Origin of the sequence: Sphingopyxis sp. YF1 (genome assembly GCF_022701295.1) — a bacterium.
Classification (GTDB): domain Bacteria; phylum Pseudomonadota; class Alphaproteobacteria; order Sphingomonadales; family Sphingomonadaceae; genus Sphingopyxis.
In genome coordinates, this window is sequence record NZ_CP033204.1 from 4,101,888 (window position 1) to 4,127,196 (window position 25,309).

Below are 25,309 nucleotides of genomic sequence, written 5' to 3' on the forward strand. Positions count from 1 at the left end.
GTATTGGGCAACCACCTTGCTGCCCGTCACGACATCAGCCCTGCGGCGAGGGCTGCGATAAGGATCAGGGGCACCGGGATGCGTAGCAGCATCAGCCAGCCTGTCAGCACGTGGCCGTCGACCGGCCAACCGAGCATCCTCGCCCAGCTTTCGCGGGGCACGAACCATCCGGCGAAGATCGCGGTCAGCAGGCCTCCGAGCGGCATGGCGATTGCGGAGGTCAGGATGTCCAGCACGCCGAAGAAATTGGCCTCGGCGAACAGCGGCATGCCGGCCAGCGGGCGCCAGTCGGCCGCGAGATTGAACGAGACCACCGTGCCGATCCCGATCGCCCACAGCGCGGCCCCCGCGCCGCCGAGCAGCGGTCCGCGGGCAATGCCCCGTGCCTCGCCGATTGCTGCCAGCATCTCGAACAGCGCAACGCTCGAGGTGACGGCGGCCATCACCACCAGAATGAAGAACACCGCTGCCAGCCATTTGCCGCCGGGCAGGGTGGCGAAGACAGTCTGCATGGTCACGAACAGCAGGGTTGGCCCCTCGGTCGGATCGAGGCCCACCGAAAAGACGAAGGGAAAGATCACCAGCCCGGCCAGCAGAGCCACGACGGTCTGGGCAAACACGATGATCGCGGCTAGTCGCCCGATCCTGTCCTGCGGGCCGAGATAGCCGCCATAGGTCACCAACACTGCGGCGGCCACGCCGACCGAGAAGAAGGCATGACCCACCGCCTTGATGGCGCTGTCCCAGGTGACGTGGTCGGGGTTGACGGCGAATAGGAACTCGAGGGCCGGGACGAACCCGGGCTGGAAGACCGCGATGGCGAGCATGCCGAACAGGGTCAACGCCAGCATTGGCATCATCACCGCCATCGCCCGTTCGAGGCCGTTCTGAAGACCAAGCCTGATGATCAGGAGATTGATCACGATAAAGGCGGTCTGCCACGCCGTCAGCGCCCATGGATCGGCAAGCAGGGCCGCGAAGTCCAGCGTTCCTCCGATGCCGGTCAGCGTGCTCACCCCGTTCCAGGCGAAGGCGAGCGTCCACCCGCCGATGACGCAATAAAACGATACGACAAGGAAACTCGAGCCAACCCCGAGATAGCCGATCGCGCCCCACAGCGGCGAGCGGCCCTCGTTGGCGGCGACCTGCCGCCACGCCCGGGCCGGATCGGCCCCGCCCGTGCGTCCGATGGCCAGTTCGGCGATCACTAGCGGCAGGCCGATGACGAACACCGCGCCGACATAGAGCAGGATGAAGGCTCCGCCGCCGTTCTGCCCTGCCAGATAGGGAAAGCGCCACAAGTTACCGAGGCCGACAGCGAAGCCGATCACCGCGATGACAAACATCAGCCGCGATGACCAGCGTCGCCCTCCCTTGCTTTGCGCACCGTTCATTCCCACTTCCCCCCCCCAACGTCGCATTGACCGGACGATACATATCTGTATTCATGTGTGCAGGCGCTTGAGCAATGTTTTTTTAGCGCCCCCTTGGGGAGACCTGCCGATGACACTACGCAAAGTTGTGATGGGGCTTTGCCTCGTTCCTGCAGCGATGCTGGCTACCGCATGGCCTGCACTGGCGGAAGGCAAGGCTGCAGCAGCTCCCGTCGCTCACGATATCGAGACCGTTCTCGCCCCTTTCGCCGATCATTATGAAATGCGCGTCGAGAAGTCGGCGGACGTCGTGTGGCAACACCTCAAGCGGCTCTATGTCGACGGCGAAAGGCTGCGCCAGCAGGGCTTTGCCGTCTCACCGGTCACCGACGATCCCACGGTATGGCTGGGCGCTGTCCGGGGTGTTCGGGAAGGCGACACAAGTCGTCCCAAGGTGACAATCATGGTCAGCGGTATCGACGAGGAAGCGCGGTTGCTGACTCTGATGATCGTGCTCGAAAATCCCGTGCCGGCCTATGTGTTCCATCAGGTGCGCCCCGATGGCGCGGATGCTTCGATTTACCAGACCATCATTCAGACCCGATGGCCTGTGAAGAAACCCGAAGGTGGCGAGCTGACACCTGAGTACATCCGTCAGAAAATGCAGGCGGACGTCGCGTTTCATAATCAGGAAGTCGCCGAAATTATGCAGCGCGAAAAGGCGATTATCGAAGCGCTGGATTGACATGGATCGCGGCAGGCCTCACGCCACAGGCATGTCGGCCAAAGCGCATGCGATTAGCAAAAGGGACACTCCAGTCGAAAAGGACTGGATTGCCGTCGCGCGCGAAATGCTGATCGAGGGCGGGGTTGCCGCAGTCCAGATCAATCCTCTTGCGGTGCGTCTCGGTGTCACGCGCGGCGGCTTCTACTGGCGGTTCAAGAACCGCCAGGATTTGCTCGATCACCTGCTGCTCGATTGGGAAAGTTCTAACGCCCGTCATTTCCTCGACCGGCTCGCCGAACGCGGGACGCTGGCTGAACGCATGCAGCGGCTGATCGACCTTTGGATGGAAGAACGGCAGTTCGATCCCCGGCTCGAAGCCGCAATACGGCAATGGGCGCTGATAGATCCAGCGGTCCACGCACGAGTGCGCAGCGTTGATCTTGGGCGTATCGAGGCGATTACCGACATGTTTCTGAACGACGACTATGAACCCAACGATGCCAAAGCCAGAGCGCGAGTTACTTATTTCCACCAGATCGGCTACTACACGCTTGAGCTCGGGGAGAGTCCTGAGGAACGCAGGGCGATGCTGCCGCACTACACTCGCGTTCTGTTCGGCAAAGACTGACGTCTAACCAACTTTAGCACAACACAGCGGTTGCGCGATACATATGTGTATCGTAAGCTTGCTCCTTGACGTTCAGATGGAGGGGTTAAAGCGCAATGCACGGGTTTCTGAGCAATGACTGGGCAGGCCTCGTGCTGGCCGCGGGTATGGCGGTGCTGGCTGGCGTCATCTTCGTTCTGACCCGCCGCAGGTGGGCCGCTGCCCCCGTGCTGCTATTTGCTGCCGCGATGGCGGTCGGCAGCGGTGTTCACCTTTATCGCGTTGCCGGAATGGAGCGGCTCTACCCCGCGCCCGGCAGCTTCGTGGAGGTCGACGGGCAGAGGCTGCACGTGCTCGCCGAGGGGGCGCAGGACAGGGGCCCGGTGATCGTGTTGTTCGGGGGCGGCTATGCCCCCGGGACGGCGATGAAGTTTCTTCACGACGCGCTCAAACCGGAATTCCGCAGTGTGTTGATCGACCGTCCGGGGACGGGCTGGAGCGGGCCTGCACGATTCCCGGTTTCGACCGCTACTCAGGCGAAGCAGATGTGGGAGGCGCTCGACAAGGTTGGCGTTAAGGGTCCGGTGATGCTGGCGGGACATTCCTTCGGCGGCCTGCTGGCAGCCAATATGGCGCGGCTGCGTCCGGAGCAGGTGCATGCACTGGTGGTGATGGATGCGACCCCGCCCGACGTGATCCTTTATGGGCCGCGGCTGGAGGAACTCTCCTCGCTGTCCTCCGATCCGTGGTGGAACGGCTTCTTCTCGCTATTCGCCTTAGACTACCAGACCTTGAAGGGTGAGACTGAAACCCCGCCCGCCTACGCCCAGCTCGAACGTAAGATCGCGGCGACCATGGGCAAGGCCTATTCCATCCAGAAGACTTATGTGACTCGGCCGCGCACGCAAATGGCCGCGCATTCGATCTTTCGCGAACTCACCCCCCAAGGAATGGCGGCGGTGGGCTACGAGACCGGCTTTTACGAGGGGGAGTTGGGCAACGTCCCGCTCTACCTGTTTGCGCCGCAGAACGCGGTCGGCCTGTCGGATGTCTCCACGCTGCGAAATGCCGAGCAGCGCGAGGCGCAGAGGTTGCAGAACTTCTATGCCGTCGCCCGCGAGCGCTATCTCGACTACTCGAACAATTCGACCCGGATCGTTGCGCCAGCCGACGCGAGCCATAACTTCCTTTATGAATACCCCGCCGAGACGGCAGATGTCCTGCGGCAGATCGCGCGTGGCAATTACGCGCCGCCCGCAACAGCATTGCAGGAGCCGGGCAAGTGAGCATCCGGCTGGCCATCGCGCTGGCGGCATCGGTGTCGGTCCTCGCGCAGACGCCGGGGGCCGCGGCAGCGGAGCGGCCGGCCACAAGCGCGCTTTCGGACTGGACAGGCGAATGGCGCCTGCCGCCGTTCGACCGCGCGACGCCTGAAGCGCTCGCGCAGCAGGTTCCCGCAGCGGTCGAAGCCTACCGCCGTGAACTCGCCGCGATTGCTGCCGATCCCGCTCCGCCGAGCTTTGCGAACACGGTCGCGCCGCTCGACCGGGCCGGCCGCCCATTGCGGCGGTTGATGGCGTTGCTGCGCACTTTCCTTTCGTCCCATTCCGACGAGAACTGGCGCGCGGTCGGCACCGGTCTGGTGGCGATGAACGAAGCGGTGCAGGCCGAGGCGCTTTCCGATCCGGCGTTGTTCTTGCGGGTCTCGGCGGTCTACCGTTCGCTCCCGTCTGGAACCTCCGACCCTGAAGATGCGCGGCTGACCGAGCTGACTTATGCGGCGATGGCGCGTGCAGGGGCAGGCTTGGGCGCTGTCGAGCGTGCGCGGCTTGCCGAGATCGACGGGAAGCTTGCTAGCCTCCAGCTCCAGCTCAACCAAAACCTCAACCGCGAGGCTGCCGGGCAGTTCGTGTTCCTCGAAGATGCCGCACGGCTCGATGGCTTACCGCAGGCGCAGATCGCCGCCGCTGCCGATCTCGCGAAAAGCCGGGGGCGCGAAGGCGCTTTTGCCATCCCCAACCAGCGCCCGCAGGTTTTCTCGGTTCAGACCTTCGTGCGCGATCGGGAAACCCGGCGCGAAGTGTGGCAGCAATGGATGAACCGCGGCGGCACTGAAGGCGAGTACGACAACCGCCCGATTGCGGCCGAGATCCTCGCCCTGCGCAAGGCCAAGGCCCGGTTGCTCGGCTATCCGCGGTTTGCCGACTATGTGCTGGCCTCGCGCATGGTCGCTACGCCCGAGCGCGCTTTGGACATCATCGAGACAAACTGGACCGCGGTCATGGCCGCCGATGCCCGCCGCATGACCGAACTGGCCGTGCTTGCGCGCGAGGACGGGATCGGCACCATCGAACCCTGGGATCGCATCCACTATCTCGACCGCTTCACGCGCGAACGCTTCGGCATTGATGCGCAGGAGATCGCGGGTTACTTCCCCCTGCCGCGCGTGCGCGACGCGATCTTTGCCGCAGCGGGCGACACCTACGGCTACAGCTTCGAACGACTTAGCGGCGCGCCGACCGTCAGTCCGGAAATCGAAGTCTATCTCGCGCGCCGCAAGGGCGCACCTGCGGGTATTGTCTACCTCGATATCCGTCCGCGCCCGCAGAAGCCTCAAGGATCGTGGGCGGCGCAGTATCGCCCTGCGGGAGATCTCGCTCCCGGCGAACTGCCGGTGATCGTGCTTAATTCGAGCCCGCCGCAAGCCGCCGTGGGCGAGGAAATCCTCCTCCCCTTCGAATATGCCAACGTGTTGTTCCACGAATTCGGCCATGTGCTGCACATGCTGGCGAGCACCGCGAGCTATAACGGAACTGCATCGCTTACCGTGCCCTGGGATTTCGTCGAAGTACCTTCGCTACTCAACGAGCGTTGGCTTCTGACTGACCGCACGCTCGACCGTCTGCCGCATCATCACACCGGAAAGATGATGCCCGCAGACCTGCGCGAACGGCTGCGCGCGGCTCGGCAGTATGAAAGGGTGTTCAGCGTCAATCCCGAATACATGGCGATGGCGCTGGTCGACCAGAAGCTGCACCAGGCCGACGGGCCGATACCCGATGTCAATGCTTTCGAGGCCGCGGTGCTGGCCGAGCGGGGCTTTCCCGCCTCTGCTGATCCGATCATGCAGGCATCGGCCGCCTATCACACCTGGTCGCGCGAATATGCGGCGAATGTCTACACCTACCTGTGGTCCGACATTCTCGCGGCCGATCTTGCCGAGGTGTTCCTGCGCGCTCCGGGCGGCCTGCATGACCGGAAGGAGGGAGAGCGATACTTCGACTTGGTTCTCGCCCGGGCCAATTGCGTGCCGGTCGAACAGGCCTATCGCGAATTCCATGGCCGTGCGCCGGACGAGGCTGCGCTGATCCGCCGGTTCGCTCTGGACGGGGAGGGCGAGGCGAAGTGAGAGCCTGCGCGCCTCGCCTCGCCTCGTGACGGTCGGCATGGCAGATCTTTGGAGAACGAAAAATGCAGGAACATGACGCGGTCCCACTGATGGACCATGTCGAACTGCCGCCTGCCCGCATGCTTGGCGAAGCGCAGGAATTCCTCTCGCGGATGAAGAAGCGCCATACCGTGCGCGAATTCTCCGATCGTCCGGTCGAGCGCGCCGTAATTGAGGCGGCGATCGCCGCTGCCGGCCTCGCACCCAGCGGCGCGAACCACCAACCCTGGCACTTCTGCGCGATCGGCACGCCCGAGGCCAAGGCGACCTTGCGTGAGCTGGCCGAGAAGGAAGAACGCGAGTTCTATGCCGGCAAGGCCGGAGAGGCATGGCTCGACGCGCTCGCCCCGCTCGGCACCGATGCGCACAAACCCTATCTCGAACACGCCCCGTGGATCATCGCCGTCTTCGGTCAGCGGAAGGGCGGCATCCGCGAGGACGGCGAGCAGCAGAACTACTACGTCCCCGAATCCGTCGGGATCGCGATGGGCTTTTTGATCGCCGCACTGCACCATGCCGGGCTCTGCATGCTGACCCACACGCCCAAGCCCATGACCTTCCTCAACGATCTGTGCGGCCGGCCCAAGAGCGAGAAGCCCTATCTCCTGCTGGTGGTTGGCTATTCTGCGAAGGATGCCACCGTGCCGGTTCATGCCCTGAAGAAGAAGCCGCTGGATCAGATCGCCTCGTTCATCTGAGCCATGGGCGCGTCATTCAGGATCTGCGGCCGACATGTCTCCGCCCGCTTCTCGCCACCGCTTAAGGTGCGCATCGAGCAATGACATCGGCACGGCTCCTGGACTCAGCACCGCCGCATGGAACGCTGGCCAGCTGAACTTCTCGCCCAGTGCCGCGCGCGCCTCGGCGCGCATCCGCAACAGTTCGCGCTGGCCCATCGCATAGGATAGGGCCTGTCCGGGAATGTCGGTGGAATAGCGCAGTAGCTCGCTCTCGATCTCGGCCTCGGACGCAAAGGTGTTGTCCTGCATGAATCGCCGAGCTTCCTCATGCGTCCAGCCCTTCGCGTTGAGACCGGTGTCGACCACGAGGCGATTGGCGAGGAACATCTGGGAATAGAGCCGCCCGAAGCGCTCGTAAGGGGTCGCATACATGCCCATCTCGTCCGCCAGATCGGCGGCATATTCCGCCCAGCCTTCGACATAGGCGTTGAGATATAAGAAGCCGTTGGCGCGCCGCAGGAGGGGTAGAGCCTTGTTTTCCTGTTGCAGGGCGATTTGGAAATGGTGGCCCGGCAAGAGCTCGTGATAGATGAGCGCTGCGGCATTGGCATAGGACGTCGTCCCGGGCGAGGCACCGTTGTAGACATACGCGCCGACCGGCTGCTCGGGCGTTGGCGATCGATAAAAGCCGAAGGTCATACCTTCCTCGATATGGGGTGGGGCGCGTTCGATGCCGTAGGGCGCCTTGGGCAGCAACGAGAAATAGCGCGGGAGAATCGGTTCGATCCTTTCCATCCCGCGCCGGAAATGGGCTTCGACGTCCTGCGGCGTGGCGGCCGAGAATCGCGGATCGGCATTGACCATGGCGGCAAAAGCGCGGTCACTGCCGGTGAAGCCGACGCTCTTCTTTATCGCGGCTAATTCGGCCCGCGCATCGACCAGGATTTCAACACCGATCACATGGATTTCGTCCGGAGCGAGGCCGGTCCCCGTGTGCAGGCCTGCGAGACGAGCATAGTGATCAGCGCCGCCTTCCTGCCACATTAGCCCCGGACGTTGCGGGGCAGCGGCGACATAGGCGTCATCTAACATCTCTGCCAGCGCTGAGAAGGCAGGGGCCAGCTCACCTTCGATCAGCGCGGTCACCTCGGCGCGGAAGGACGCTGCTTCTTCGGAGCTCGCAGACACGAGACGTTCGGGCGCGGGCACGAAGGCTGCCGACGCTTGCGCGAGGTTGGCGGCAGTCCGGCGGGCTCCGGGTATTGCCGGAACTGCGATACGGATTCCGCGCTCCGCTTGCAGGGCTAGTTTATCTCGTTGTGAGCGGACGTGCGCCGCGTAGGCCTTTAGCGCAGCGAGATAGTAGGCTCGCTGCTCCGCCGTCTCTAGCGGCGTGCTGATCGCGGATTGCCGAATGGTGTTATGCCGCCATCCACCCGCATAGGGTGTTATGGGAAAGGCATATAGCCAGAAGCGCGGATAGTCCTCAATCCCATGGGTCAGGGCGATGAGGTAGTCGCGAGTCAAGCGATCCTGCTCGTCGAGACCACCGGCCGGAATGGCTTCGAGCTTGGCGCGAACGCCTGCTCCCTTGACCGCGACCGCCTCCCACTGCTCTAGCGTGTCGGGTGGCAAAATCGGGATGGGATCGCCGAGCAATCCGCGCAGGGATAGATCGAAGGGGCGCAGCGTTGCGACCAGCTCGTCATGCACCGCAGCAAGCTGCGCTTGCGGGGCAGGGGTGGGGTTGATCATCGCTTCGGTCGCAAACGAATTGGATTGAGCTGCTGTTGAGGCCGCGCCGAGGGCCGCCGATAGACCGCTGGCAAACCAAACGAGGTGCCGGAACGCATATTTGAAAGTTCGTGTCATAGCGTCAGTTTCCTCGATGGATCAGTGGATAATCCGGCCCGACATAGGGCTTGCCGTGTTCGAGGTCGGTAACGTCGGCAGGGAACGCCCGTTCGCCCGGTTTCTCAGCGAAGATAGCATCGTCGCCCAGCCACCGCGTCGACCATGCGCGCCGCCGAGCCGCTTCGCCTGCCGGCGGTGCGCCGTGCACAATCGCTCCTTGGAATATCAGGGCATCGCCCGGAGCCATGTCGAACGCCGCGATATCATAGTCTGTGCGAGCTTCCTCGATATCGGGCAGGGCAGCAAGGCCGGTGCCCTCATATGGCGAGGCGTCTATGAAGTGCTGGGGGTTATGTTCATCCCAGACGTGCGAGCCGCGGACAAATTCCAGCGCGGCGGTACTAGGGATGGAATCGAGCGCAAGCCAGATGGAACAGACCTGTCGGCCCGAGACCTTCCAATAGGGGATGTCCTGGTGCCACGGGGTGCGACGGGTCGATCCCGGCTCTTTAACTAGCAGCTGGTCGCAGAAAAACCGGGCGGTTGAAGAAACCATAGCCCGTGCGGCAAGACTGGCAAGGCTGCCTTCGAAGATCGCCTCGCGGAATGGGCTGAGCCGCTTCCACACCTGTAACTCACCATAGGAAAGTGGCGCTACCCGCGAGCCTTCATAGATTTCCGAGTCATCCGGTGCGCTCGCAACGGCCGCGTTGGTCGCTTTAGCCAGACGTTCGATCCAGTCCGTTGAAAGCACCTGCGGCACATAGACCACGCCATACGCCCGGTAGTCGGTAATTCCGGTCTGGCTGATCATGGCGTCTCCCTCTCGGAGTTGAACGATACACATATGTATCTAAGCGATCAATAAGCTGCACGGCGGTTTCGTTGCTCGGCGCGGGAGAGATCGACGGGATAAATGATAAATGGCGAGAACTTGGTGCGTGATATGCTGGTGTGGGATAATCACGCCTGCGCCAGCACGACCTCAGCTTTACACAGCTTGCCGATAATCTCTTCCGGGCGATGCTTCTTGCTCGGCATTCCATATCTCCTTCGTCGTCCAAAATATCATCAATTTTGGATCACTCAGAAGGGGGCAGATCAGAAAGAACATCTCAATACATATATGTATCGCCTCTTGCCTTATTGGGCGCAATAAGGCACGATGCATTAGTGTATCGAGTAGGTTCACGGAGAAAGATGCGTTTGAGCGGGAGCAACCGTGCCAGTCCAATGGGAGGCGTTAATGAAGGGGATTTTTTTGCGTAAAGGCAGCCTGCTCGCGGGCGTTGCCCTCATGTCTAGCGTGATCTTTGCCGCGCCAGCGAGCGCTCAGCAAGCTGACACTCAGCCACAGGGGGATGCTGATAGCGACGGCTCGGTCATTATTGTTACGGCTACATTACGCGCCGAGCGGCTCGAAGATGTGCCTATCGCAGTGAGCGCGATCGGCGAAGATGAAATCGCCAATCGCGGCGCTTCGGCGCTTGGCGATCTGCAGGCAGCCGTGCCTGCGCTCCGCCTAGTCGACATTGGTCCAGGATCCCAACGCATCCAACTTCGTGGTGTTTCGCAGTTTCAGGGTTTGCCTACCGTCGGCAATTATGTCGATGAATTCTCCATCAACAATATCGGCGCCTCGGGCGTACCGGAAATCCAGCTGTTTGACATGCAGCGAGTTGAGGTGCTGCGCGGCCCCCAGCCCGTGCTCTACGGCGAAGGATCGATGGGCGGCACGATCCGTTACATTTCCCGCGACCCCAGCCTCAATGAAATCGAGATCGACGGATTGGGCGAAGTATCCTTCATCAAGGGTGGAGAAACGGGTTTTAGGGCTCAGGCGGGCGTTTCGATCCCCATCGCTCCCGGCGTGGCCGGGATTCGCCTCGCAGGAATGTATAACGATGCGGGAGGCTGGACCGACGGGCCTCCGGGTAAAGATATCAACGGCATCGATACTCGCGCCCTGCAAGTAAAACTGGTCCTCGAGCCCAGCACCGGGTTCAAAGCATCGCTCCTCGGCATTTATTCGGAGCGGTCGCAGGCTTTCAAGAGTTATTCTTTTGACGGCGAAAACACCACTCAGCGATTTGACTCGCTCGCGAAGCAGAAATTCTCTCTGGGCAACCTCGTCCTGGAATATGATGCGGGATCCTTCACGCTATTGAGTTCAACGGGCTATCTGGACAGCGATGGACGCTCAATCGACGATTCGGGGCCGTTCTTTAATGAACTTTTTGGAGCGCCTTTGCTCGTTAACGCCTTGAGCGACTCGATAGGCAACACGGCGAAATTCTCACAGGAGCTCCGGCTAACCTCGAATGGGAACGGCCCTCTCAGCTATTTGTTCGGCGCCGTCTATACAGACACCGATGTGAATGGGATTATCATCGGAACCGGCGAGTCTGCTGTTCCCGGATTGCCAGCCGAAGCGTTGGGCGTAGTTTTCAATGTCGACCAATCGGCAGAGTCCAAGACTTGGGCTCTATACGGAAATCTGGGCTACAAGCTCACTGATTGGCTGACATTCGAAGCCGGCGGGCGATACTTCCGCGACAAGCGATCGTTGACAAGCGACTTCCAAATCACGGGATTTCCCGCGAGTTCGGTATTCCAGGACAGCGCAAGCTTCGATACGTTTAACCCACGCGTCAGCCTTACTGCCGATACCGGCTCGGGGATTTTCTTTATTTCGGCGGCAAAGGGTTTCCGCAGCGGCGGGTTCAACGGTTCCGGTGCTCCGCTGGAACTGGCCAGCTTTGATCCTGAAGATCTTTGGACCTACGAAGCCGGCACGAAGCTGAGCCTGATCGATGACACCCTGTTCGTCGAGGCTTCGGTTTACTACAACGATTATAAGAATGTTCAGACGAACGACATCAATCCCAATAATCCCGGTCAGGCAATCGCCGTGAATTCAGGCGAGGCGAGTGGTCTCGGATTTGATTTCGGTTTCAGGGCCAAGCCTTCGCGTGATTTTTCAGTGATGGGTTCCTTCGGCTATAACAATATGCGGTTCGATACTGACACTGTCAGCAATATCAAAGGCGATCCGCTTGACTTGGTGCCAGATGTTAATGTCTCCCTTGCAGTCGACTGGACTCCACAGCTTAACGACGGCGTAGAACTGATCTCGCATTTTGATATTAATTTTACCGATGAAGCAAAGATCACGCTGCGGTCTTTAACATTTCCGACAGCGATCGAAGAAAGCCAGTCGCGGGTAGCAGTGAATGGCAAGATCGGCGCGCTCATCGACGACCGGTTCGAGGTTTATGGATTTGTGCGCAACCTATTCGACGAACGTAGAATCGTGCTTCCCTCTTTTGGGGCGTTTTTCGAGCCTATCTTCACTCACCCCCGTACGTTCGGGATCGGGCTGCGCGTTCGCGGTTGATTATTGCAACTGATACGTCGAAAAGGCGGCATCCCGTACGGGTGCCGCCTTCTTTATTTGCGACGAGTTGCTTCAATCCGCCGACAACTCGAAACGCCGGATCAGCGTCTCTTCCTCGGGTGCGCGCCATTGGAATTCGCGATAAGACTGCCCGATCGGGACGACATTCGCGCGCAAGAGGATATGACTCGATGGCGTGGACAGCCCCTGCACAAGCGTAGCTGTGTCATACTGCGGCGGTTGCGGGCCTTCGCCAACGTCCTGCGTCGCCGAGATCAGTTTGACGCCGGCCTTTTCGAGCTTCCTGCGGTATCCCTCGCATTCATACTCATCGCGGAAGCATCTACAGAAATTGTGGACGAATACGGCGTCATAGTGTTTCGGCTGCGCGCAGGCGTCGGCGATCGTCCGCTGGAGTGCCGGACGGCGGTCCGTTAAGCCGGACGTGCCCGCCTCGACATAGGTTTCGACGATTGTTCCGCTAGGATTGCCTGCAAACAGCTAAGAGGAGGCTTGGCGACCTTTGCGATCGCTCAGCCCTAATCCACCACGTGACTGCAGCTGAAAAGTCCGCGAGGAACGCGATTGATTCCGTCAAAGATCGTCAGACTGCATTCATCGTAAGCAGATCGTATGCCGCCACCAACTCATTGTCTTGGTTGGTTACGGCTACCGACCAGCGGACCTCTCCCATCTTCGGACTCCGCAAGGACTTGGCCTTCGCTGTGAGGGCAACCTTGATGCTCTCTCCCGGTTTGACGGGCTTAATGAAGCGAAGATTTTCAAGTCCGAAATTAGCGAGGACCGGGCCCGGCGCCGGGTCGACAAACAAGCCTGCAGCGAACGACAGGATCAGGTAGCCGTGGGCCACCCGTCCACCGAAAATCGGGCTTGCAGCTGCCGCTACCTCATCCATGTGGGCATAGAAGGTGTCGCCAGTGAAGTGCGCGAAATGCTCGACGTCATCAAGGGTGATCGTCCGCGATTCTGTCTTCAGGGTGTATCCGAGTTCGAGCTCCCCGAAGCGTTTCCTGAAGGGATGTGCAATTGCTTCAGTTTGCGGAGCGCCAGGCAGCCATTGCCGCACCACAGTGCTTAGACTGCGCGGGCTTCCCTGTAAGGCGCTGCGCTGCATGTAATGCTTGACGGCGCGCATTCCCCCCATTTCCTCGCCGCCGCCAGCTCGTCCAGGGCCGCCATGGATCAGCATGGGCAGCGGCGACCCGTGCCCGGTCGACTCCTTCGCGCAATCTCGATCAATGAAAGCGAGCCGGCCGTGAAAGGACCCGGAGCCCAATACAAACGCGCGAACCACGTCTGGCGAATGGGAGAAAACCGAAAGAGCTAGCGATCCGTTACCGCGATTGGCGAGGGCAAGAGCGTCCCCTGGGTCATCGTACGGCATCAGGGTGCAGACAGGGCCAAAGATCTCCAGATCGTGCACAACTTTCGCAGTCCAGGGATCGTCATTCCGGAACAGAAGAGGGGATTGATAGGCACCTCGCACCGCATCGCCGAGGGTTTCGACGGTGTCAATCGAACCGAATATCAGTTTGCACTCTGTGGCGAGTTCGCGGGCCTTGGCGCGCACGTCTTCCCGTTGGGATATCCCGACGAGCGCTCCCATTGTCACGGTATCATTTGCAGGATCGCCAATGACAACCTTGCTGAGACGATCCTCGATCTCCTGCTGGGTGCGATCAAGCAGTCCACGAGGCACGAACGCTCGACGGATCGCTGTACACTTTTGTCCTGCCTTGACCGTCATCTCTCGAACGATTTCCTTGACGAAAAGCCCGAATTCGGGGCTGTCCGCATCTGCGTCGGGTCCCAGGATGGAGGCGTTGATCGAATCGCGCTCCGCTATGAAGCGCACCGCTTCTCTGGCTATCACTGGGTGGGTTTGCAGTTTCACGGCGGTGGCGGCCGAACCCGTGAAGGAGACCACATCCTGGCAGCCAAGGTGGTCGAATGTGTCGCCCACCGGGCCGACGATCAACTGTAGTCCGCCTCTTGGTAGTACACCTGTTTCGACCATGATCCGGACGGCGTGTTCGGCGACCTGGGCAGTCGCGGTGGCTGGCTTGACTATAACCGGGATCCCGGCAAGCAACGCTGGTCCCAATTTTTCAAGCATGCCCCAGACGGGGAAATTGAAGGCATTAATGTGCAGCGCTGCACCGTGGAGGGTGGTGTAGACATGCTGACCGACGAAAGTGCCTTCCTTGCCAATCTGCTCCAGTTCTCCGTCAACAATGAGAACGTCATCCGGCAGCTCGCGTCGGCCTTTTGCGGACATGGAAAAGAGCGTTCCAGCTCCACCCTCAATGTCGATCCAGCTGTCGCCTCGCGTTGCACCAGTTGTTACAGAAAGTGCGTAAAGCTCTTCCTTTCGCTCGATAATTGCCTGCGCCAGTGCTTTCAGGATGTTCGCGCGCTGGTGAAAGGTCATCGCCCTGAGCGCGGGGCCACCCACGGAGCGAGCGTGCTCAAGCATGGCCGCGAAATCGAGGCCCCCACTACTAGCAAGGGCCACCACTTCGCCGTTGATGGCCGAGACGACCGGTTGTTCCGCGCCGACACCGCTCACCCAAGCGTCTACGCTGTAGTTCTGCAGCCTGATGGTCATATTGATTATCCGTTTGCAAGTGATGGGCGGATCATTGTCCGGTGAATTTGGGCGCGCGTTTTTCCATGAAAGCGGCAACCCCCTCCGGATAGTCGTGGCTACGGCCCAACTCGCGCATGAGATCGCGCTCCAAGGCGAGGGCATCGTCGAGTGTGCGGTCGTAGGTGCTTCGCAAAGCCATCTTGGTCTCAACCAGGCCACGGGTCGGACCAGCGGCAAGGCGTTTGGCCAGCTTGATGGCTTCACTCTCCAGAACGTCATCGTCGACGCACTTCCAGATCATTCCCCACGCCTCGGCCTGCTCGGCCGAAAGCGGTTCACCAGTGAGCGCGAGGCCAAGGGCGCGGGCTTGACCCGCAAGTCGCGGAAGGACCCAGGTCCCCCCCGAGTCCGGGATCAGACCAATATTGGCAAATGACTGAATGAATTTTGCGCTGCGTCCGGCCAAAACGATATCACAGGCAAACGCGATATTTGCTCCTGCACCGGCAGCCACCCCATTGACCGCACAGACGACCGGTCTCGCCATCTCAGCGAGTCGCTTCACCAAGGGCGAATAATAGGTATCGACAGCGTGCCCAAGGTCGATCGCGTCGCTGCCGGGCGCGACGGAACTATCCGAGAGATCCTGACCTGCGCAGAATCCTCGGCCCGCGCCTGTCAAAAGGACGGCACGGACTTCATCGGACCGCTCGATATTGCTCAGCGCATCTGCCAGCTCTTCATGCATCTGGACGGTGAAGCTGTTGAGGCGCTCCGGACGGTTGAGCGTGATCTTGGTCACGCCCTCTTCGAAGTCGACCACGATGGTCTCATAACTCATAGCACCTCCCATCATAGCTCGACTCGTTATGAATTAACTGCCCGGACGGACAATGAATGGCAAGCGGAATTAGCGGCGAGAGCTTTACGCGCGATTGCAAGCGTAGCGTTCTCGCGTTTCGTTCCGGGCCGGCTTGCCAGCTAAAGACCGGACCTGGGTTGGATCTGCTGACCCGGAGATTCATTACGTTATAGTTCGCACTCGGCCGCGTGGAGCTGTAGGCGTTGCCAGGCTAGGCGCGCTCTGTGCGCAGAACGAGCCTTTCAACAGGCAGGCTCCTCGAATTGCACTGTCGGAGTGCGATGCACTCGCTGATGACCTCGTTTCCCAGCCACGACAGCATAAATTAATTGACCATTCGGTCGATCAAATCTATTTCAAGTTGCCAACAGAGTCCAAGTGCAACCCTCAATGGCTTGGTGTCTGCGTGCAATCCGCGAGCTGGCTATGGCTCATGTCGACAAGGCTGAGGCAGGCTGGTCTGAGGATGATGTCAACCTGCTGATCGACCCGACCCTGGTTGATCGGAACCGGAGCGAAAGAGACCATGTACACGACGGAACTGGGCAAACCCGCCGCAGAACATCCCGCACTGGTCGAAGATCCTGATCTCCTGGCTGCGTTCGAGGCAAGGGTCGCGGCGGATGACTTCATCGAGCCCAATGATTGGATGCCCGACGGCTACCGGCGCACACTTGTGCGCCAGATTTCGCAGCACGCTCACAGCGAGATCGTGGGCATGCTTCCTGAGGGAAATTGGGTAACTAGAGCGCCCAGCCTCAAGCGCAAAGCGATCCTTCTGGCCAAAATCCAGGATGAAGGTGGTCACGGGCTCTACTTGTATTGCGCGGCAGAAACGCTCGGAACAAGCAGGCAAGAGATGATCGAGGCGCTCCATGCAGGCCGCGCCAAGTATTCAACGATCTTCAACTATCCGACTTTGAACTGGGCGGACATTGGAGCGATAGGATGGCTCGTCGATGGCGCGGCGATCATGAACCAGGTGCCGCTGCAGCGTGCATCATACGGTCCGTATGCGAGAGCCATGGTTCGCATATGCAAGGAAGAGAGCTTCCATCAGCGACAGGGCTACGATCTCTTGCTCTCGATGGTCAATGGGACCACCGAACAGCGCAACATGGCGCAAGACGCACTTGACCGCTGGTGGTGGCCAGCGCTCATGATGTTCGGCCCGCCTGACGAGAATTCGCCCAACAGTGCGCAATCGATGCGCTGGCGGATCAAGCGCGAGACAAACGATCAACTGCGTCAGAAATTCGTGGACGCGACCGTACCGCAAGCTGAACTGCTCGGCCTGACTATTCCGGATCCGGTCCTCAAATGGAACGAGGAACGGGGCCATTATGATTTCGGCCCGATCGAGTGGGAAGAGTTTTATGCGGTTGTGCGCGGCGAGGGGGCTGTCGCGAAGGAGCGTATGGGTGCGCGGCGAAAGGCCTGGGATGAGGGCGCATGGGTGCGCGAGGCTGCCGATGCATTTGCGGCGAAGCGATCTGCCCGCGCAGCCGCATGATCTGAGAGTGAGGTTAAAATGAAGGACTGGCCGCTTTGGGAAGTATTTGTCCGGGCTCGCGGCGGATTAGAGCATCGACACGCAGGCTCGGTGCATGCACCTGACGCTGAAATGGCGCTGCGTCATGCCCGCGACACATATACTCGTCGCCTAGAAGGAGTCAGCGTTTGGGTCGCCCGATCAGCCGATATAGTCGCTTCCGACGGGGCCAAGAGTGAGCAGCTGTTCGACCCCGCAGCAAACAAAATCTACCGCCACCCATCCTTCTATGTGCTTCCTGAATCCGTGAACCACATGTGAGGACTGTGATGGACAATTCCCTATTTTGCTCGCTTGTCCAGCTCGGCGATGACTGCCTGGTTCTGGGTCAGCGATTGTGCGAGTGGTGCGGGCGTGCCCCGACAATCGAAGTTGATCTCAGTCTGTCGAATTTGGCACTCGACATGATTGGTCAAGCGACACTCTTGCTTGACTATGCTGGTGAAGTTGAAGGCAGTGGCCGGAATGCAGACCGCCTAGCGTTTCACCGCGATGCAGAGCAATTTCGCAATGCCTTACTCGTGGAGCAACCCAACGGAGACTTCGCGCGAACGATCGTGCGTCATTTCCTCTACGCGACCTATGCCGAAGCCCTGTTCGAACAGCTCTCCCATTCGCGTGACGATCGACTCGCCGAGATAGCTGCAAAGACGGTTAAAGAGCTGCGCTACCACGCCGAATACTCCGCAGATTGGATCGTTCGGCTTGGGGACGGGACTGCAGACAGTCGAAGTCGGATACTGGATGGTTTGGAGTGGCACTGGCGTTTCATCGACGATCTGTTCCACGATGATGAATCCTGGATCGATTGTGCCGAAAGGGGCATAGTTCCGCTGAGGCAGGCCTTGCGAACCGATTTCGAGCAAGCCGTTGGAGCCGTGCTTGCGAAGGCAGGACTGGTTATGCCGGAGAAGGTCCGGGGTGTTGAAGGTGGTCGGGGCGGACGCCACAGCGAGCACCTCTCAATGATGTTGGCGATCATGCAGGTCCTGCCTCGTGCTCACCCAGCAGCGACTTGGTGAGGCCAGTGAACGCGGCGAATGAAGTCGGTGCTCAGATTGCCAAGGCGCTTTCGCAGGTGCCAGATCCGGAGATTCCGGCAGTTTCAATCGTTGAGCTCGGAATAGTTCGAGAAATTGGTTTGAAGGATGGCCTATCGTGGGTCAGCATTACGCCAACCTATACGGGATGCCCGGCAACGGACGTGATCAGGCAAAATGTCCGAGTGGCACTCGACCAAGCCGGTCTTGAGGCTGTCGAGATCCGGACCGTCCTTACTCCGCCTTGGTCAACCGAAATGATTACGCTCGAAGGGCGGGAGAAACTGCTTCGCTACGGCATTGCGCCCCCCGAGCCAGCGTCGGGACAAGCGGCATGTCCACGGTGTGGTTCACGTAACACCATGGAGATTTCCCGCTTCGGATCAACACCGTGCAAAGCCCTGTGGCAATGCATAGAGTGCCGTGAGCCGTTCGATCGTTTTAAATGCCATTAGGAATTAGCTATGTCGTCAATGTTCCATCAACTTGCCATTGCTGAGGTTCTTAAGGAAACCGAACACGCGATCACAGTTCGCTTTGCCGTGCCATCGGACTTGTCCGACCAGTTCGAGTTCGAGCCCGGCCAACACCTGACCTTGCGAGCCATGATTGATGGAGACGATGTCAGGCGGAGCTATTCGATTTGCTCGGCACCTCAAGACAAGGAGCTGCGCATTGCCATAAAGCGCATGAATGGCGGAAAATTTTCGAACTGGGCGAACGACAATCTGGTTGCAGGCATTTCAGTCGAAGCTCTTGCTCCAGCCGGTGCCTTCACCTGGGCTTTCGACAGCGCCCGCAAGGCCCATTATGCGATGTTCGCGAGCGGATCTGGCATCACGCCCATAATGTCCCTGTTGCGATCGGGGCTAGAGGGCGAGCCGAGCAGCAATTTCTCGTTATTCTATGGCAACCGCGATGTTAGCAGCATTCTCTTCCTCGAGGAATTAGCCCAATTGAAGAACCGCTATATGGACCGGCTCGCGGTGCACCATTTCCTCTCGCGCGAGGACGATGAATTCGTCTTACTGAACGGCCGGATCGACATGCAGAAAGCAGCGGCAATCATTGAGCATTTTCTCCCCAGTGATGCCATCGATGCAGCTTTCATCTGCGGACCCGAGGCGATGATGGAGGCTGTCGAAACTGTGCTCAAATCTGCCGGTCTTGATCAGAAGCTAATCAAGACCGAACGCTTTGCGGCGGGTGAACTTACCGTTGAACGCCGGGCCATCGTGGAACGGCTCGAAGAGGCCGCCGCAGGAAATCCCATCCGGATTACCGTAAACGGCAAGACTCGAACCATACGGTACGATCCCAAGCTCGAAACAATTTTGGAGAACTCCAGGGCTGCCGGACTGCCAGCCCCATTCGCGTGCAAGGCGGGCGTCTGCGCGACGTGCCGCGCGCGAGTAATCAAGGGTGAGGTCGAAATGATTCGCCAGTTTGCCTTGTCACAGGACGAGATTGAACGGGGCTATATCCTGACCTGCCAGGCCATTCCAATTTCGGATGATGTCGATATTGATTTCGATGCTTGAGATGCGTGGTCGCTAGCTCACTTCCCGTCCAGCGAGTGCCATTTCGAGGGTCATATCGGCCAGATCGGCGTAGGTGAGCTTTCCGCTCTGGTCGAACCAGTTGCTTGTCCAGTTAATCATCCCGAAGATCAGCATCGTCTTGACCCTGGCGGTTGCGGGGTCGGCCAGCTTATCGGGAAAGACGCGAACGAGCAGCGACTGGACTGCGTCAACGATCTTTCGTTGCTTCGAAACAATTTCCTTTCGAACCGTCGGAGGCAAGTTATCGAGTTCATGAAGCAGGACCTTCTGCCGATTGGCCGCGCCAGCATAATGCTCCAAGAAACGATGGAGCATTTGCCGCAGTCTCTCATCAGCCGACATAGCGTCTGCCAGGACCTCAGAGGCAGTGTTGAGCAATACATCAATATGGGATGACATTACTCCTGCGAGGACATCTTCTTTAGACGGGTAGTAATGGTACAGCAGCGATTTCGACGCTCCGCAGGCGTGGGCAATGTCCAGAACGGAAGTGCCTAGGAACCCTTTTCGTGCAAAAAGGGCGGCAGCATGATCGAGGATCGCCTCTTTGCGATCTTCGTAGTCGGCAGCCTGGGTTCTGGCCATAACAAGTCTTTCATCAGGTCCGGGAATCTCTCCCCGACTAGGCCATTGCGTGGGGGGGTCAAGGTTCTCGAGTATCAAACGGCCCTGTAATTGCGTGTATCTGTCAAGCCTGATTGTCGATCCGAACCGGGGTCATGCCCCTTTTCGAGGTCATAGCCTCATGATGATCTCCGGGCGGGTGCCTCAACGTGCGCAATTCGGTCCTCAAGGTCCGCAGGCGTTTGACCGAGGTCGCCGCAACCACCGTCCCGGTGGTTCAACGCAGATCTGACATCAGGCCCGCGTGGTCCAAGGTTGGGTAGCAGCGCAGAAAGAGCCGGACTCTACCTCTGACTGGCAACAATCAGGGGAGCACGTCACATCCAAAGAAAGGGATCCGCGCCGGCGGCGACCATCGTGCCAGTTTTCTCGAGCCGATCATCGTCACGTCTTCGCCGTATGTAAAGTAGCAGCACCGCGCTAGAAATTTTGGCTGAACCTCTATCAACCCATCTTCATTGCTCATCGCCGCCGGAATGGTTCGCACGCCACGCCGTCGCCGTCTCCATCCATCTCTGGCCGATATCCCGGCTGACCGCGGTATAACGGCGCGGCACCCGCTGCCCATGCCGCATTGCAATTGCGGTAATAGACGCCGGACGGCGCCGGCGAGGCAATAGGCTGACGCGCGGCGGATGCCTGCGGTTTGGGTCGATGGGCTCTGGGATTGGCGGCCCGATAGTCGGCCGGCTGTTGGAAATCGGAATTCCAGATGCCCAGTTTGAGGGCCTTGGCGCGCGCCTCGGCGCCAAGATAGCGATCGCTAAACTGAGGCAACGCAACTGCAAGGCCCGCTTCGACCATGGCTTGGCCCAGATCTATCAGCCGCGCGGTGCAGCTGGCGACGATCCGGTCATAATCATCGACATCGCGCTGCTCACACCGCATTTCGGCACCATTGACCAGTTGCGCCAGTTTCGCCGACGCTTCTTTGCCGCATGCCCAGCTTTGTCCCTCGCGCGCGCAAGTCTGGTTGAGCTCGGGGGCGTCCACACCGTGCAAGCGGATGACGATCCCCGCCATATTGAGAGTGTCGCCGTCCATCGCCCGGGCCGAGCCACTAATGCCCTGCGCGAATGCGAACGCCGGCGTCAGCGCCAGCCCGATTACAAAGAACCATTTCATGGGGGATAAACTAGCCCGGTCCGCTTACCAATTCCTTGATCATCCTCGATCGATTGAGCTGAATGTCCGCTATGCAAATATTCGCCCCCAAGACCGACTGACAGAATTGGCGATAGCTCGATCGACCAAGGCGCCGACCGCCCCGAAGTCCTTCGCCGCGGATCTGGAGCCGGTGACGGCCACGACAGTATTGGCCGAACCTTCAGACCAATGCCAAGCGCGCCGACTCTTCTAAGCTCCCGAACGGCGCTTCTGCATTCCCTTGATGATATCTCCAAGAACCAAGCGGTCGCGCAGATCGAGAGATTTCAGTTGACGGTAAATTACGAGCAACTGCTCGTCATCGCCATCTTCGTCCGGCTTCTCACCGACAAGGTGAGCGATGGACACCTCAAAATAATCGGCGAGCTTTCGGACGAGTTCGATCGACGGATTCTTGGCGGTGCCTTTCTCAAGCTCCCAGATATGGGCTTTCGACGCACCAATAGCGTCAGCCACTTCCTGAAGCGATTGCTGCTTTGACGTGCGAAGGTTCTGCAGCCTCATCGCCAACGACACGCCCATGACCTCCTTAGACCCAACTTACCATGAGATCGGGGACATAGAAATCAACGATCGTTCGGTCAAGTGAACGCTTTCGTTCGATCGATTGACTTCGCTTATCGTATGATATATCGAACGATATTGTTATTATCTGTCATACTGGAGGTGACGCTTGGACCATAGCCAGCATAGCATTGCCGAGCCTCGCGGCTGGGCCGTCCACTCGGCGGAACTCATGCTCTTGGATCAACTATCCGGCGGCTGATGAGCGAGCGCGATACGCGCGCAGAGACCATCCGGCACAACACCCTGAGGCCTTGTCGGGGGCGAGTGGCATTGATGTTTCAAACCAAGCGGGAGAATAGGCATGGCTAAGAATACCATCAAATCGCAGGCGCTTGTTCCGGCTGAGCGGCGCCAGACGGCCGTACGCAGGAAAACGGCGACGCTAGTCGTCGTGCCCGCAACGGTCGACACGCTGCTGCCGATCCTCGGCTCCGAATTCGCCGCCGAGAAGCTGATCGGCGACGGAGGCGATGTCACCCGAGAGGGCGGCGTCGGTCTCGTTACCGGCCGCGCCTATGCAACTCGCGAATGCGTCGTTCCCGCAGAAGAAATATTCTACGATCAGGCCGCGCGGCCCGGTGGCAAGGGCGCGTGGCTCGGAGAGGCGGACAAGGTCAGCTGGCGCGATACGGCGAGTGGATACGACTGCATCATGTTGCGTAACACGGATAATGGCTTTCTCTGCGGATATGTCGGCATTCCCAAGGATCACCCTCTCTGGGGCTGGGATGCAAACGCCGTTCCGCCGGACATCGGGATCGATGTGCATGGCGGTTTGACTTATTCAAGACTGTGCGAAGAAGGGCCGAGTCCGACGCGTCGGTTAGCCGTCGAAGCGCGCCGCATCTGTCACGTGACATTACGACCGGCGGTCTACCATCCGGTAGAACACGCAACCGACCACCGGGTCGAAGATTCGCATGCGTGGTGGTTCGGCTTCAGTTGCGATCATGCCTTTGATCTTATTCCGAACGCTAGGCCGAATTCCTCCGGATCGAAGTCCTCGGAGCTTGGACGGATATATCGCGACGACGCATATGTTGTCAGAGAAACGGTCGCCCTCGCAGCTCAGCTGCGAGCAATCGCTGAAGGAGACGCGGCGCCCGCGCGCGATGGCGCGCCGCCGCCGCTCGGCCTCGACCCTCGTCGCGGGGGTGGCCGTGGCTGACTTTGAGCGTCACGTCGGCGAACTCCCGTGGGGCTGGTGGCTTCGAGCCAATCCGCGCGGCTACGAGGATGCCTCTGGGCGAAATTGGGCGAGCGTCAGGGACGCCTTCTGGGAGGGAGAACTTGGATTCCCGCCGGTCCACTTCGCACCCGAACAGCATGAACTGATGCTGAGGGTCATGACCGCGATCGATGCGCGCTGGTTTGGCACGGAGAGCAACCACGATGTTTTCGGCGGGGACATGATGTTCTGGCGATTCTATCTGTGCTGGCTCGCCAGCATCGGTATGGTCGAGACATCGGCGGGGAGGGACCTCTTCGGTGGGGGGCTGAGCTCATTGGGCAGGTCCGTCCTCATGATGCTGCAGGCCACGCGCGAGCCGGAATTCGAGCGCTTGCCAATGGCGGCGGTCGTGGCAGCGGTCAGCGTGAACAAGGGGCTCGACGCCGAGGCGCGGGAGCAGGCGCTGATCGACTTCGAGCGGGAGGTGGGTTTCCGCCGCCATGTGTTCGCGCGCGAAAATCTGGGAAGGCGATACCTGGTGACGTTGACCGGACTTAAGGTTGGCGCGCGAATGCCGACGCGCAATATCGCGTGGTCGCAGTCCTTCGCCGATGCAAATTCGCGCGATGATCTCTTCGCCTGGCTCGCCGAGCGGGTGCACTGTTGGGATGATTGGGGTGAAATCGCCTACCGAAAGGGCGCGTCTGCGCTGACAAGCCATTTGTTGTCGGTCATAGTCGGAGCGGGCGGCCTGGCTCGGTGATCGCTCGTCGCGGGGAAGATGCAAGCTGGCCGTTGAGCGTGGTCTATCATGTCGTCGAGCCGACGGCCAATTGAGCGTGTCCGCGCGATGACGGAGCTTCTGTATTCGCGTAGGACATGACAGCTTTCTCCGGAGGGATGTCTCGGCAAGGAAGCTGTTCAGAACAAGTCGAAAGCGAAATCTATATCACCCGGCAAGGCAGCGATCTTGTTGGGATAATGCTAAACTGGATGTAGGAACCTTCCATATAAATGTTTCACCATGAACGACCGGACACTTTGCAAAATAGTCGCTTCGGCTGGTCGAAATTTACCTGGATGGCCTGTTGATCGCCAATTTCTATCGAACTGGCTTCAGTGATGATCATGTCGCTGGACAATATGGGATGCTCGATCAAGCGAGTTATCGGCTGACCCGCCAATTGGCTGATCGCGATCTCGGGAAGGGTGCAATTCCACAACGTGAGCGAGCTACCATTCCAGTGAAAATTGGAATTTTGCGCGTCGTAACCTTCGCAGCCAATGTGTCCGTCTCGGACATACAAGTACAAATCAGGATGACGTGCTTCAACAGTCCGATTGGCGACCCACCTTATTCCGTCAGCGATATCACATCGCTGCGCGATAGCATTGATTGCGATTTGGTCAATCGACCCGTCCGCTCCTTGGCGCGCCAGTTCGGTTTTCCTAGCGAATCTTAAGTCCATAAGTTCTCTGTGCGTTTTGAGCTCCGCGTTCAGCAAACTTGGATGGTCTGCAAAAATATTGAGTTCAGAAGGTCTGAGTTTATTATCAAGCACTCGAAATTCTAAATCTGATAGATATTCTTCTCTTCCGCACCACTCGTCTCTCAACAGCCGCGGTTTTACCAGTTCGGCATGCGTTGCGCCTCCTGACCATGTCGATAGCGTCTTTAGTGCCTCATGGCGGGCGTCATAAAGCATTGCGGAGAGAACATTTATCCCTGTTTTGCGAAAGTCCTCAAACACGGCGCGTATAGCCTGACCGATCGCATAGCTGTCGGTGCATATCCCTCCTCGTTCTGTGTCGTCGCAATCGCCATATCGAACAACGACAAATGCGCCCGAGGAGAATTCAAGTTCGACCTCGAAATCATAAGTGTCACCGCAGTCTGCCCTTATACCGATCGATGTAATTCGGGGACGCCAATCGAAACCCCTCAAATGCTCATCCACATATTCAAGTATTTCAAGTGCGAGCTTGGACGCTTTGCTCCTGCCCTCATGTCTATACCACATTTTCATTGCGTTAGGCTCCAATGGCACATGACCGCGCCGTTAATTT

22 protein-coding genes are annotated in these 25,309 nt (G+C 59.4%); 13 read left to right on the forward strand and 9 right to left on the reverse strand.

From position 1 onward, the window contains the following. Positions 1-26: 26 nt before the first annotated feature. Positions 27-1,394, reverse strand: coding sequence for a sodium-dependent transporter (locus tag EAO27_RS19745; RefSeq protein ID WP_242774204.1), 1,368 nt, complete (start codon positions 1,392-1,394; stop codon positions 27-29). A gap of 109 nt (positions 1,395-1,503) precedes the next feature. On the opposite strand from EAO27_RS19745, the gene EAO27_RS19750 reads away from it, so the two are divergent. The 5 genes from EAO27_RS19750 to EAO27_RS19770 all read left to right on the forward strand — a co-directional run bounded on the left by EAO27_RS19750 (position 1,504) and on the right by EAO27_RS19770 (position 6,853). Beyond that, positions 1,504-2,118 (forward strand): hypothetical protein, encoded by a 615-nt coding sequence (locus EAO27_RS19750; protein WP_242774211.1) that lies wholly within the window; start codon positions 1,504-1,506, stop codon positions 2,116-2,118. A 31-nt stretch (positions 2,119-2,149) separates the two neighbouring features. After that, entirely contained in the window at positions 2,150-2,728 is a 579-nt protein-coding gene (locus EAO27_RS19755) for a TetR/AcrR family transcriptional regulator (RefSeq protein WP_242774214.1), read from the forward strand. 95 nt (positions 2,729-2,823) lie between these two features. After that, positions 2,824-3,993, forward strand: coding sequence for an alpha/beta hydrolase (locus tag EAO27_RS19760; RefSeq protein WP_242774217.1), 1,170 nt, complete (start codon positions 2,824-2,826; stop codon positions 3,991-3,993). Next, positions 3,990-6,116, forward strand: coding sequence for a M3 family metallopeptidase (locus tag EAO27_RS19765; RefSeq protein WP_242774224.1), 2,127 nt, complete (start codon positions 3,990-3,992; stop codon positions 6,114-6,116). Before EAO27_RS19760 ends, EAO27_RS19765 begins: the two co-directional genes overlap by 4 nt. Before the next feature lie 62 nt (positions 6,117-6,178). Beyond that, the gene (locus tag EAO27_RS19770) at positions 6,179-6,853 is read left to right on the forward strand and encodes a nitroreductase family protein (protein WP_242774225.1); all 675 of its coding nucleotides are present in this window, start codon (positions 6,179-6,181) and stop codon (positions 6,851-6,853) included. A gap of 12 nt (positions 6,854-6,865) precedes the next feature. Here EAO27_RS19770 and EAO27_RS19775 read toward each other — a convergent pair whose 3' ends face one another. Together EAO27_RS19775 and EAO27_RS19780 are read right to left on the reverse strand one after the other, a co-directional pair. Beyond that, complete coding sequence (locus EAO27_RS19775) at positions 6,866-8,707, reverse strand: DUF885 domain-containing protein (RefSeq protein WP_242774227.1); 1,842 nt, start codon at positions 8,705-8,707, stop codon at positions 6,866-6,868. Between the two features lie 4 nt (positions 8,708-8,711). Continuing rightward, entirely contained in the window at positions 8,712-9,503 is a 792-nt protein-coding gene (locus EAO27_RS19780) for a phytanoyl-CoA dioxygenase family protein (protein ID WP_242774230.1), read from the reverse strand. 432 nt (positions 9,504-9,935) lie between these two features. On the opposite strand from EAO27_RS19780, the gene EAO27_RS19785 reads away from it, so the two are divergent. Continuing rightward, positions 9,936-12,086, forward strand: a complete 2,151-nt coding sequence (locus EAO27_RS19785) for a TonB-dependent receptor (protein ID WP_242774233.1) — start codon at positions 9,936-9,938, stop codon at positions 12,084-12,086. A gap of 604 nt (positions 12,087-12,690) precedes the next feature. Here EAO27_RS19785 and paaZ read toward each other — a convergent pair. Together paaZ and paaG are read right to left on the reverse strand one after the other, a co-directional pair. After that, positions 12,691-14,715, reverse strand: coding sequence for a phenylacetic acid degradation bifunctional protein PaaZ (paaZ, locus tag EAO27_RS19790; RefSeq protein ID WP_242774242.1), 2,025 nt, complete (start codon positions 14,713-14,715; stop codon positions 12,691-12,693). Positions 14,716-14,746: 31 nt separating this feature from the next. Continuing rightward, entirely contained in the window at positions 14,747-15,538 is a 792-nt protein-coding gene (paaG, locus tag EAO27_RS19795; protein ID WP_242774246.1) for a 2-(1,2-epoxy-1,2-dihydrophenyl)acetyl-CoA isomerase PaaG, read from the reverse strand. A 547-nt stretch (positions 15,539-16,085) separates the two neighbouring features. On the opposite strand from paaG, the gene paaA reads away from it, so the two are divergent. From paaA to EAO27_RS19820, 5 genes are read left to right on the forward strand one after another with little or no spacing between them, the layout of a single operon-like run. Continuing rightward, positions 16,086-17,072: a 1,2-phenylacetyl-CoA epoxidase subunit PaaA gene (gene paaA / locus EAO27_RS19800; RefSeq protein ID WP_242774249.1), complete on the forward strand. Its 987-nt coding sequence runs from the start codon at positions 16,086-16,088 to the stop codon at positions 17,070-17,072. 18 nt (positions 17,073-17,090) lie between these two features. Further along, a complete protein-coding gene (gene paaB, locus EAO27_RS19805) occupies positions 17,091-17,372 on the forward strand; it encodes a 1,2-phenylacetyl-CoA epoxidase subunit PaaB (protein WP_242774260.1) in 282 nt (93 codons plus the stop codon). A gap of 8 nt (positions 17,373-17,380) precedes the next feature. Further along, on the forward strand, positions 17,381-18,133 hold the full coding sequence (gene paaC / locus EAO27_RS19810; RefSeq protein WP_242774266.1) for a 1,2-phenylacetyl-CoA epoxidase subunit PaaC: 753 nt from the start codon (positions 17,381-17,383) through the stop codon (positions 18,131-18,133). Positions 18,134-18,138: 5 nt separating this feature from the next. Then, positions 18,139-18,606, forward strand: coding sequence for a 1,2-phenylacetyl-CoA epoxidase subunit PaaD (paaD, locus tag EAO27_RS19815; protein WP_278190109.1), 468 nt, complete (start codon positions 18,139-18,141; stop codon positions 18,604-18,606). 9 nt (positions 18,607-18,615) lie between these two features. Beyond that, entirely contained in the window at positions 18,616-19,692 is a 1,077-nt protein-coding gene (locus EAO27_RS19820; RefSeq protein WP_242774268.1) for a 2Fe-2S iron-sulfur cluster-binding protein, read from the forward strand. Between the two features lie 12 nt (positions 19,693-19,704). Here EAO27_RS19820 and EAO27_RS19825 read toward each other — a convergent pair whose 3' ends face one another. From EAO27_RS19825 to EAO27_RS19835, 3 genes are all read right to left on the reverse strand, one after another. Beyond that, positions 19,705-20,298, reverse strand: a complete 594-nt coding sequence (locus EAO27_RS19825; protein WP_242774271.1) for a TetR/AcrR family transcriptional regulator — start codon at positions 20,296-20,298, stop codon at positions 19,705-19,707. 501 nt (positions 20,299-20,799) lie between these two features. After that, complete coding sequence (locus EAO27_RS19830) at positions 20,800-21,462, reverse strand: thermonuclease family protein (protein WP_242774274.1); 663 nt, start codon at positions 21,460-21,462, stop codon at positions 20,800-20,802. A 231-nt stretch (positions 21,463-21,693) separates the two neighbouring features. Next, the gene (locus EAO27_RS19835) at positions 21,694-22,026 is read right to left on the reverse strand and encodes a helix-turn-helix transcriptional regulator (protein ID WP_062186695.1); all 333 of its coding nucleotides are present in this window, start codon (positions 22,024-22,026) and stop codon (positions 21,694-21,696) included. A 346-nt stretch (positions 22,027-22,372) separates the two neighbouring features. On the opposite strand from EAO27_RS19835, the gene EAO27_RS19840 reads away from it, so the two are divergent. Continuing rightward, a complete protein-coding gene (locus EAO27_RS19840; protein ID WP_242774278.1) occupies positions 22,373-23,239 on the forward strand; it encodes a hypothetical protein in 867 nt (288 codons plus the stop codon). Further along, positions 23,232-24,005: a hypothetical protein gene (locus EAO27_RS19845; protein WP_242774281.1), complete on the forward strand. Its 774-nt coding sequence runs from the start codon at positions 23,232-23,234 to the stop codon at positions 24,003-24,005. Before EAO27_RS19840 ends, EAO27_RS19845 begins: the two co-directional genes overlap by 8 nt. A gap of 256 nt (positions 24,006-24,261) precedes the next feature. Here EAO27_RS19845 and EAO27_RS19850 read toward each other — a convergent pair whose 3' ends face one another. Then, complete coding sequence (locus EAO27_RS19850; RefSeq protein ID WP_242774284.1) at positions 24,262-25,269, reverse strand: hypothetical protein; 1,008 nt, start codon at positions 25,267-25,269, stop codon at positions 24,262-24,264. Positions 25,270-25,309: the final 40 nt, after the last annotated feature.